General features: G+C 72.3%; 10 protein-coding genes. 7 read left to right on the plus strand and 3 right to left on the minus strand.

Annotated features, from left to right (window positions below; genetic code table 11):
- Positions 1-34 precede the first annotated feature (34 nt).
- Positions 35-559 carry a pyridoxamine 5'-phosphate oxidase family protein gene (locus AB0E14_RS34095; RefSeq protein WP_362427369.1) on the plus strand — a complete coding sequence of 175 codons (525 nt, stop codon included), beginning with the start codon at positions 35-37 and terminating at the stop codon, positions 557-559.
- On the opposite strand, the gene AB0E14_RS34100 is transcribed toward AB0E14_RS34095, so the two are convergent.
- Genes AB0E14_RS34100 through AB0E14_RS34110 form a run of 3 tightly spaced genes read right to left on the minus strand, consistent with a single transcriptional unit; the run spans position 554 to position 3,614 of the window.
- Positions 554-1,633: an acyl-CoA dehydrogenase family protein gene (locus AB0E14_RS34100; RefSeq protein ID WP_362427372.1), complete on the minus strand. Its 1,080-nt coding sequence runs from the start codon at positions 1,631-1,633 to the stop codon at positions 554-556. The two genes, AB0E14_RS34095 and AB0E14_RS34100, sit on opposite strands and share 6 nt — an antisense overlap.
- Positions 1,633-2,778, minus strand: a complete 1,146-nt coding sequence (locus AB0E14_RS34105) for an acyl-CoA dehydrogenase family protein (RefSeq protein ID WP_362427375.1) — start codon at positions 2,776-2,778, stop codon at positions 1,633-1,635. Before AB0E14_RS34105 ends, AB0E14_RS34100 begins: the two co-directional genes overlap by 1 nt.
- Positions 2,778-3,614, minus strand: a complete 837-nt coding sequence (locus AB0E14_RS34110) for an enoyl-CoA hydratase (RefSeq protein WP_362427378.1) — start codon at positions 3,612-3,614, stop codon at positions 2,778-2,780. The genes AB0E14_RS34105 and AB0E14_RS34110 overlap by 1 nt, the downstream gene beginning before the upstream one ends.
- A 49-nt stretch (positions 3,615-3,663) precedes the next feature.
- Between AB0E14_RS34110 and AB0E14_RS34115 the strand changes: the two genes are divergently transcribed.
- The 6 genes from AB0E14_RS34115 to AB0E14_RS34140 all read left to right on the plus strand — a co-directional run.
- The gene (locus AB0E14_RS34115; protein WP_362427381.1) at positions 3,664-4,812 is read left to right on the plus strand and encodes an acyl-CoA dehydrogenase family protein; all 1,149 of its coding nucleotides are present in this window, start codon (positions 3,664-3,666) and stop codon (positions 4,810-4,812) included.
- The gene (locus AB0E14_RS34120) at positions 4,809-5,594 is read left to right on the plus strand and encodes an SDR family oxidoreductase (RefSeq protein WP_362427384.1); all 786 of its coding nucleotides are present in this window, start codon (positions 4,809-4,811) and stop codon (positions 5,592-5,594) included. The genes AB0E14_RS34115 and AB0E14_RS34120 overlap by 4 nt, the downstream gene beginning before the upstream one ends.
- Positions 5,595-5,609: 15 nt before the next feature.
- Positions 5,610-6,233, plus strand: a complete 624-nt coding sequence (locus tag AB0E14_RS34125; RefSeq protein WP_362427387.1) for a TetR/AcrR family transcriptional regulator — start codon at positions 5,610-5,612, stop codon at positions 6,231-6,233.
- Between the two features lie 49 nt (positions 6,234-6,282).
- Entirely contained in the window at positions 6,283-7,440 is a 1,158-nt protein-coding gene (locus AB0E14_RS34130; protein ID WP_362427390.1) for an acetyl-CoA C-acetyltransferase, read from the plus strand.
- A 363-nt stretch (positions 7,441-7,803) separates the two neighbouring features.
- Complete coding sequence (locus AB0E14_RS34135; RefSeq protein ID WP_005318814.1) at positions 7,804-8,007, plus strand: cold-shock protein; 204 nt, start codon at positions 7,804-7,806, stop codon at positions 8,005-8,007.
- 115 nt (positions 8,008-8,122) lie between these two features.
- Positions 8,123-9,584 (plus strand): DEAD/DEAH box helicase (locus AB0E14_RS34140; protein WP_362427392.1); only part of this gene is annotated, 1,462 nt, incomplete at its 3' end.

Here is a 9,584-nt window from a genome sequence, read left to right on the forward strand (position 1 = left end):
AGGAGCTGTCGGGTATCCGGTGTTCACTGGAGTCATGGGACATATCGACGCCGGAACCGGAACCACCTGGGCGGCCTTCGCCGCCGCCGAACCCGAACTGGAAGCGACCGTTCGGGAGCGCTTCGGGCAGTTCACCCACCATGTGCTCGGCACCCTGCGGAAGGACGGCTCGCCCCGGCTCAGCGGGATCGAGGCGGACTTCCGCTGGGGCGAGCTGTGGCTCGGCATGATGCCGAACTCCCGCAAGGCCCTCGACCTGCGGCGCGACCCCCGCTTCTCGCTGCTCGCCAACCCGGGTTCGGGGACGGACATGGGCGGCGGGGACGTCCGGATCTCCGGCCGGGCCGTGGAGATCACCGACCCGAAGGAGCTGGACCGCTACGCGGAGGCCGTCGGGATGCCGATGCCGTTCCATGTCTTCCGGGCCGAGCCGGCCGAGGTCGTCCGCACCTTCGTCGAGGGCGACGACATGGTCATCCGCACCTGGACGCCGGGGCGGCCGGTGCGGACGATCCGGCGCGGTACGGACGACAGCCCGCCGCGTGAGACGACGTCATGACCCGGTGTCGTACACCTCGTCGTACGTCTCCATGACCATGGCCCGGCACCAGGACGGGGTGCCCCAGGCGTCGCGGAGCGGGCGGGCCTTGCGCAGCCAGAGCGAGAGGTCGAGCTCCTCGGTGTAGCCGACGGCGCCGTGGATCTGCAGCGCGGTACGGGCGGCGGTGTACGCGGCCTCGCCCGCGGCGGTCTTGGCGGCGGCGAGATCGGTGGACCGGAGGGTGACCGCCGCCCCGAAGAGCAGGGGGCGGGCGAACTCCAGGGCGATCAGGGTGTCGGCGAGGCGGTGCTTGACCGCCTGGAAGGAGCCGATCTCGGTGCCGAACTGCCGGCGCTGCTTGGCGTACGCCACCGTCCGGTCGAGGAGGGTGAGCCCGACGCCGAGGGCTTGTGCGGCGGTGGCGAGCATGGCCCAGAGCCTCGCGTGTGCCGCGGCTTCCCGCACGGCGGACCCGGCTGCCAGCAGCTCCCCGCCGGGGGAGGGGCGGGCGAGGCGGCGGGCGGGGTCCGCGGAGACCCGCACGCCCTCGTGTCCGGGAGCCATCCACAACTCGTCCCCCCGGACGACGAGGATCACGTCGGCGACGTCCGCGTCGAGGGCGAGCACTTCCGTTGTGGGCGGTTGTTCCGCCGTGCGGAACGCCTGCCCACGACCCGCGGGGGGATCGGGGGTGGGAACAGGACCCGTGGGCATCGCCAGGGTCGCCACCGTCGCGCCCGACGCGAGCCCTGGCAGCAGTCGCTTCGCCGGGCCCGTCTCGCCGGAGGCCGCGAGCTCCGTCAGGAGGCCGGCCGCCGCCACCGTCTCCACCAGCGGGCCCGGTGCCGCGTGCCGGCCCAACTCCACGAACGCCGTGGCCAGTTCGACCGGCAGGGGGCCCATGCCCTCGTACGGCTCCGGGACCGCGAGAGCGAGGACGCCCGCCTCCGCGAGCCGGGACCACAGCGCGCGACCGGGCGTCGCGTCGCCCGCCGCCCAGGCCCGTATCGCCGTCGGCGTGTCCGCCGCCGTCAGCATCGCGTCCAGCGAGCGCGCGAAGTCGCGCTGCTCCTCCGTCGGCAGGAATCGCATCAGCGGCGCCCCTTCGGCAGGCCGAGCAGCCGCTCGGCGATGATGTCGCGCTGGATCTCGTTCGTGCCCGCGTAGATCGGGCCCGCGAGCGAGAAGACGTACCCCTCGCCCCACTCCCCGTCCGCCGACTCCGTCTCGTCGCCCAGCAGATCGAGCGCCGTCTCGTGCAGCGCGATGTCGTACTCCGACCAGAAGACCTTGTTCAGGCTCGACTCCGCCCCGATCGACGCCCCCGCCGCGAAGCGCGACGCGCCGCCCGCCGTGAAGAGCTGGTAGGCCCGCGCGCCGATCACCGCGTCCGCGACCCGGTCCCGCGCCGCCGGGTCCGAGCCCGTCGCGCGCCACAGCCGGACGAGCCGGTCGGCGGCGGCCAGGAAGCGGCCGGGGGAGCGGAGCATCAGGCCGCGCTCGTTGCCGGTCGTCGACATCGCGATCCGCCAGCCCTGTCCCGGCTCCCCGATCACGTCCTCGTCCGGTACGAAGACCTCGTCGAGGAAGAGCTCCGCGAACGCGGGCTTCCCGTCGAGCCGGCCGATCGGCCGGACCGTCACCCCCGGCGCCCGCAGGTCGAACATCAGGTACGTCAGGCCTCGGTGCGGCCGGGCCGGGTCCGTCTCCGGGCCGGTGCGGAAGATCCCGAAGGCCCGGTCGGCGAAGGCGGCCCGCGAGGACCAGGTCTTCTGGCCGGACAGCAGCCAGCCGCCGTCGGTCCGTACCGCCCGGGAACTCAGCGACGCCAGGTCCGAGCCGGACTCCGGCTCCGACCAGGCCTGCGCCCAGACGACCTCGCCGGTCGCCATCGACGGCAGCACCCGGGCCCGCTGCTCCTCCGTCGCGTGGTCGAAGAGGGTGGGGGCGAGCAGGTTGATGCCGTTCTGCGAGACCCGGCCGGGCGCCCCCGCCGCGTAGTACTCCTCCTCGAAGACCAGCCACCGGACGATGTCGGCGCCCCGGCCGCCGTACCGCTCCGGCCAGGAGACCACCGACCAGCGGTCGGCGGCGAGTTCGGCCTCCCAGGCGCGATGCGCGGCGAAGCCCTCCGCCGTCTCCAGGGACGGCAGCGGCTCCGCGGGGACATGGGCGCGCAGCCACTCCCGCGCCTCCGCGCGGAACTCCCGCTCCTCCGGGGTGTACGTCAGATCCATCAGACCCCCGCCTCCTTCATCGCCGCCACGTCCATCCCGCCCAGCGGATCCGCGGCCGTCTCCGCGTTGTGGGCGTGGGCGAGATGGTGGAGGCCGAAGACCGAGTCCATCCCGGCGTGCAGGCCCTGGAGGTCCTCGGCCTGGTTCACCGCCCGCTTGGTCAGGGCGAGCCCGAGCCGGGGCATCTCGGCGATCCGGAGCGCCAACCCCTCGGTGGCGGACGTCAGTTCCGCGCGGTCGACGACCCGGTTGACCATGCCGATCTCGTACGCCCGGCGCGCCGTCATCCGGTCGCCCGTGAACAGGAACTCCTTGGCGATCCGGGGCGGCATCACCCACGGGTGCGCGAAGTACTCGACGCCCGGGATCCCCATCCGCACCACCGGGTCGGCGAAGAACGCGTCCTCGCTCGCCACGATCAGGTCGCAGACCCACGCCAGCATCAACCCGCCTGCCACGCAGGCGCCTTGGACGGAGGCGATGACCGGCTTGGGGAGTTCGCGCCAGCGCCGGCACATCCCGAGATAGACCTCGGACTCGCGGGCGAAGCGGGACTCGGCGCCCCGCTTGTCGGAGTGGTCCCACCACAGTCCGGCGCGGCGGTCGAAGGGGAGATGGGCGTCGCGCTCCGGGGTGCCGATGTCGTGGCCCGCCGAGAAGTGCTCGCCCGCGCCGGCGAGCACGACCACCGTGACCTCGGAGTCCTCGGCCGCCCGGTAGAAGGCCTCGTCCAGGGCGTAGGTCATGGCGGAGTTCTGGGCGTTGCGGTAGCGGGGGCGGTTCATGGTCACGTACGCGACCGGGCCGCGGCGCTCGTACAGCACGGGCATCTGCATCCTTCGACGCTCCTTCCCTAACAAGTGTTTGGTAGGTTAACGTACGGCCATGAGCAGCGCCATGAGCAGCGTCGAGGAGTTCCGTGCCGAGATACGGGACTGGCTACGGACCCACCTCAGTGCTGAGTTCGCCGCCCTGAAGGGCCTCGGTGGACCGGGCCGCGAACACGAGGCCTTCGCCGAACGCCTCGCCTGGGAACGGCACCTGGCCGCCCACGGCTGGACCTGCGTCGGCTGGCCGAAGGAGTACGGCGGGCGCGGCGCGAGCATCGAGGAGCAGATCGCCTTCCACGAGGAGTACGCCCTCGCCGACGCCCCCGCCCGCGTCAACCACATCGGCGAGCAGCTCCTCGGCCCCACCCTCATCGACCACGGCACCGAGGAGCAGAAGGCCCGCTTCCTGCCCCCGATCCGCGCCGTCGAGGAACTCTGGTGCCAGGGCTACAGCGAACCCGACGCGGGCTCCGACCTCGCCGCCGTCCGCACCCGCGCAGCCCTCGACGGCGACCAGTGGGTGATCGACGGCCAGAAGATCTGGACCTCGCTCGCCCACGAGTCCCAGTGGTGCTTCGTCGTCGCCCGCACCGAGACCGGCTCACGCCGGCACGCCGGACTCTCGTACCTGCTCGTCCCCATGGACCAGCCCGGCGTCGAGGTCAGGCCCATCGTCCAGCTCACCGGCACCAGCGAGTTCAACGAGGTCTTCTTCGACGGAGCCCGCACCGACGCCACGCACATCGTCGGCGCGCCGGGCGACGGCTGGCGGATCGCCATGGCCACCCTCGGCTACGAACGCGGCGTCTCCACCCTCGGCCAGCAGGTCGGGTTCCGCCGCGAGTGGGAGGGCCTGGTCACCCTCGCCCGGCGCAACGGCACCCTCGCCGACCCGCTCATCCGCGACCGGCTCGTCCGGGCCTGGACCGGACTCCAGGCGATGCGCGCGAACGCGCTGCGCTCCACCGACCCCTCCATGGCCAAGCTCTACTGGTCGCACTGGCACCGCGACCTCGGCGAACTCGCCATGGACATCCGCGGCGCCGCCGCCACCGTCGTCGCCGCCGAACCCTACGAACTCGACGAGTGGCAGCGGCTGTTCCTCTTCTCCCGCGCCGACACCATCTACGCCGGATCCAGCGAGATCCAGCGCAACCTCATCGCCGAGCGGGTGCTCGGCCTCCCGAAGGAGCCGCGCCCATGACCGCCGTACCCCCCTACGTGCCGGGCCACGGCCTGCTCGCCGGCCGCACCGCCGTCATCACCGCCGCCGCCGGAGCCGGCATCGGCGGCGCGACCGCCCGCCGCTTCCTGGAGGAAGGCGCCCGGGTCCTCGTCTCCGACGCCCACGCCCGCCGCCTCAAGGAGACCGAGGCCGCCCTCGCCGCCGAGTTCGGCGCCGACCGGGTCGACGCCCTGCCGTGCGACGTCACCGACGAGACCCAGGTCCAGGCCCTCTTCGACACCGCCGTACGGCTCCACGGCCGCCTCGACGCCGTCGTCAACAACGCCGGCCTCGGCGGCACCGCCGCGCTCGTCGACATGACCGACGAGCAGTGGGGGCGCGTCCTCGACGTCACCCTCAACGGCACCTTCCGCTGCGTCCGGGCCGCCCTGCGCCACTTCAAGGACGTCGGCGGCCCGGGAGTGATCGTCAACAACGCCTCCGTCGTCGGCTGGCGCGCCCAGGCAGGGCAGGCCCACTACGCCGCCGCCAAGGCCGGCGTCATGGCCCTCACCCGCTGCGCCGCCGTCGAGGCGGCGGCCCACGACGTCCGCGTCAACGCCGTCTCGCCCTCCCTCGCCATGCACCCCCACCTGGTCAAGGTCACCTCCGCCGAGCTGCTCGCCGAACTGACCGAGCGCGAGGCCTTCGGGCGCTACGCGGAACCCTGGGAGATCGCCAACGTCATCGTCTTCCTCACCAGCGGCTACTCCTCCTACATGACCGGCGAGACCGTCTCGGTCAGCAGCCAGCACGCGTAGGACCAGAATGGACGTGTGCCGAAGACCGCCAGCAGCAAGAAGAAGACCGCCGTGACCGCCTCGCCCGAGCGGCGCCGCGAACTCCTGGACACCGCGGCCGAGGTGTTCGCCGCCCAGGGGTACAACGCCACGACCGTACGCAAGATCGCCGACGCCGCCGGCATGCTCGCCGGCAGCCTCTACTACCACTTCGATTCCAAGGAATCGATGCTCGACGAGATCCTCTCCACCTTCCTGACCGAGCTGTGGGAGGGGTACGACACCGTCCTCGCCGCCGGACTCGGACCCAGGGAGACCATCGAGGCCCTCGTCACCGAGTCCTTCCGGGAGATCGACCGGCACCGCGCCGCCGTCGCCATCTACCAGAAGGAGTCCAGGCACCTCACCGACCAGCCCCGCTTCCACTACCTCGCGGACTCGCAGGTCAAGTTCGAGAAGGCGTGGCTCGGGACCCTGGAGCGGGGCGTGGAGGCCGGCACCTTCCGGGCCGACCTCGACATCCGGCTCACCTACCGCTTCGTGCGCGACACCGTCTGGGTCGCCGCGTCCTGGTACCGCCCGGGCGGACAGCACAGCCCGGAGGAGATCGCCCGCCAGTACCTGTCGATGGTCCTGGACGGAATCGCCGTACGCACATAGAGCGCCGTACGCACCGGTCGTGCGCGCGCCGACGTCTGGAGGAGTTGTCATGGCCGAGGCCTACATCGTCGAAGCGGTCCGCACCCCGGTGGGCCGGCGCAAGGGAGGCCTGGCCTCCGCCCACCCGGCGGACCTCGGAGCCCATGTCCTGAAGGCCCTCGTCCAGCGATCGGGCGTCGACCCGGCCGCCGCCGAGGACGTCGTCTTCGGCTGCCTCGACACCGTGGGCCCGCAGGCGGGCGACATCGCCCGGACGGCCTGGCTCGCCGCCGGACTCCCCGAGGAGGTCCCCGGCGTCACCGTGGACCGCCAGTGCGGCTCCTCCCAGCAGGCCGTGCACTTCGCGGCCCAGGGCGTCCTCTCCGGCACCCAGGACCTGGTCGTCGCCGGCGGCACCCAGAACATGTCGATGATCCCGATCGCCTTCGCCTCCCGGCAGGCCGCCGAACCCCTCGGCCTCACCGAGGGCCCCTACGCCGGCTCCGAGGGCTGGCGGGCCCGCTACGGCGACGCGCCCGTCAACCAGTTCCACGGCGCCGAGCTGATCGCGAAGAAGTGGGGGATCACCCGCCGCGACCAGGAGGAGTTCGCCCTCCGCTCGCACGAGCGGGCGCTGCGGGCCATCGACGAGGGCCGCTTCGCGCGGGAGACCGTGGCCTACGGGGACGTGACCGTCGACGAGGGCCCGCGCCGGGACACCACCCTGGAGAAGATGGCCGGCCTCAAGCCCGTCGTCGAGGGCGGCACGATCACCGCGGCCTGCTCCTCCCAGGTCTCCGACGGCGCCGCCGCGATGCTGCTCGCGAGCGAGCGGGCGGTACGGGAGCACGGGCTCACCCCGCGCGCCCGGATCCACCACCTCTCGGTGCGCGGCGAGGACCCGATCCGGATGCTCTCCGCGCCGATACCGGCGACCGCGTACGCCCTGAAGAAGACCGGGATGACCATCGACGACATGGACCTCGTCGAGATCAACGAGGCCTTCGCCCCCGTCGTCCTCGCCTGGCTGAAGGAGACCGGCGCCGACCCGGCGCGCGTGAACGTCAACGGCGGGGCGATCGCGCTCGGCCACCCGCTGGGGGCGACCGGCGTGAAGCTGATGACCACCCTGCTGCACGAGCTGGAGCGCACCGGCGGCCGCTACGGCCTCCAGACCATGTGCGAGGGCGGCGGCCAGGCCAATGTGACGATCATCGAGCGGCTCTGACGGTCAGCACGCGCCGTCCGGCCGGAGGCCGGCGCAGGCACCCGAAGCCCGTGAGGCCCCCGGGGCCGAGCGGTGCGAGGGGGCCGTTGAGAGGGAGGAGCCCATGTGCGAGGGCGGCGGCCAGGCCAATGTGACGATCATCGAGCGGCTCTGAAGCTCCTCCGGGGCGCCCCGACCGCCCGACCGGGCGGTATGTGATGTGCGTCGCCGCCCCGCCCTCCGGGAGGGGCGGCGTGCTAAGGTTCCCAGGTTGCTAGTTTTGGTACCCATGAACTTTATGTGCGCCTGACGGGAATGTTCCTCAGGCGCAATTTTGTTTTCCGGACTCTCCGGGATGGGACCCTTACCTATTCAGGAGAAATCATGGCCACCGGTACCGTGAAGTGGTTCAACTCGGAAAAGGGCTTCGGCTTCATCGAGCAGGACGGCGGCGGCGCCGACGTCTTCGCCCACTACTCCAACATCGCGACCTCCGGCTTCCGTGAGCTGCAGGAAGGCCAGAAGGTCACCTTCGACGTCACGCAGGGCCAGAAGGGCCCGCAGGCGGAGAACATCCTCCCCGCCTGATCGCCGTACGCGTTTTCTCGCAGCCGGGGCCCGCACCGCGAGGTGCGGGTCCCGGCTCGCGCTGTGCTCACGCACTCTGCTCGGGCGCTCTGCTCAGGCCAGGAAGGCATTTCCCATGACTCGCTCCGAACAGCGGCCCCGCCGGGCCGCCGAATCCCGCTCCGGAACCACGTCCGGAAACAGCCGCCGTGGCTCCGCCGCCCCGCGGGGTAACGGCAGGCAGAAGGCCGCCGGGCGCGGCCGTGGACCGGCCACGCCTCCGCCGCCGCGCGAGTTCACCCTGCCCGAGACGCTGACGCCCGCGCTCCCCTCCGTCGAGTCCTTCGACGCCCTCGACATGCCCGCCGCCCTGGTCAAGACCCTGGGCGCGCAGGGGGTCACCGAGCCGTTCCCGATCCAGGGCGCCACCCTGCCGAACTCGCTCGCCGGCCGGGACATCCTCGGCCGCGGCCGTACCGGCTCCGGCAAGACCCTCGCCTTCGGCCTCGCGCTCCTCGCCCGCACCGCGGGCCGCCGCGCCGAGCCCAAGGCGCCGCTCGCCCTGGTCCTGGTGCCCACGCGCGAGCTCGCCCAGCAGGTCACCGACGCCCTCGCCCCGTACGCCACCTCGGTGCAGCTGCGGCTCGCCACCGTCGTCGGCGGACTGTCGATCACCAAGCAGGCGAACTCCCTGCGCCGTGGCGCCGAGGTCCTCGTCGCCACGCCCGGCCGCCTCAAGGACCTCATCGAGCGCGGCGACTGCCGACTCGACCAGGTCGCGATCACGGTCCTGGACGAGGCCGACCAGATGGCCGACATGGGCTTCATGCCGCAGGTCACGGCGCTGCTCAAGCAGGTCGAGCCGGACGGCCAGCGGATGCTGTTCTCGGCCACCCTGGACCAGAACATCGACCGGCTCGTGAAGATGTTCCTGAACGACCCGGTCGTGCACTCCGTCGACCCGTCGGCCGGCGCCGTCACGACGATGGAGCACCACGTGCTCTACGTCGCCGACGAGACCGACAAGAAGGCCGTCACCACGCGCATCGCCGCCCGCGACGGGCGCACCATCCTCTTCCTGGACACCAAGCGGTCCGTGGACCGGCTCGTCAAGCGGCTCCTCGCCAGCGGTGTCCGGGCCTCCGGGCTGCACGGCGGCCGCTCGCAGCCGCAGCGCAACCGCACCCTGGACCAGTTCAAGAACGGCCAGGTCACCGTCCTGGTCGCGACCAACGTGGCGGCCCGCGGCATCCACGTCGACGACCTCGACCTGGTCGTCAACGTCGACCCGCCCATCGACCACAAGGACTACCTGCACCGGGGCGGCCGCACCGCCCGCGCCGGCGAGTCCGGCAGCGTCGTCACCCTCGTCCTGCCCGAGCAGAAGCGCGACATGGGCCGGCTGATGTCGAACGCCGGGATCACGCCGCGCACGGCGCAGATCAAGTCCAGCGACGAGGAGCTGACCCGGCTCACCGGCGCCCGCGAGCCCTCGGGCGTCCCGGTCGTCATCGTCCGTGGGCAGGGCAACAACAAGCCGGCCCGGTACTTCCTGTCGACCCGGCTCACCCACCGGATGCTCGTCACCAATATCCGGC

It is taken from the genome of Streptomyces sp. NPDC047981 (genome assembly GCF_040653315.1).
Classification (GTDB): domain Bacteria; phylum Actinomycetota; class Actinomycetes; order Streptomycetales; family Streptomycetaceae; genus Streptomyces.

What these genes read in the sequence shown, in the direction of transcription:
- AB0E14_RS34110 (WP_362427378.1), bottom strand. Translation starts at nt 3,614, where the DNA reads ATGCAGATGCCCGTGCTGTACGAGCGCCGCGGCCCGGTCGCGTACGTG.
- AB0E14_RS34095 (WP_362427369.1), top strand. Translation starts at nt 35, where the DNA reads ATGGGACATATCGACGCCGGAACCGGAACCACCTGGGCGGCCTTCGCC.
- AB0E14_RS34120 (WP_362427384.1), top strand. Translation starts at nt 4,809, where the DNA reads ATGACCGCCGTACCCCCCTACGTGCCGGGCCACGGCCTGCTCGCCGGC.
- AB0E14_RS34115 (WP_362427381.1), top strand. Translation starts at nt 3,664, where the DNA reads ATGAGCAGCGCCATGAGCAGCGTCGAGGAGTTCCGTGCCGAGATACGG.
- AB0E14_RS34135 (WP_005318814.1), top strand. Translation starts at nt 7,804, where the DNA reads ATGGCCACCGGTACCGTGAAGTGGTTCAACTCGGAAAAGGGCTTCGGC.
- AB0E14_RS34130 (WP_362427390.1), top strand. Translation starts at nt 6,283, where the DNA reads ATGGCCGAGGCCTACATCGTCGAAGCGGTCCGCACCCCGGTGGGCCGG.
- AB0E14_RS34105 (WP_362427375.1), bottom strand. Translation starts at nt 2,778, where the DNA reads ATGGATCTGACGTACACCCCGGAGGAGCGGGAGTTCCGCGCGGAGGCG.
- AB0E14_RS34100 (WP_362427372.1), bottom strand. Translation starts at nt 1,633, where the DNA reads ATGCGATTCCTGCCGACGGAGGAGCAGCGCGACTTCGCGCGCTCGCTG.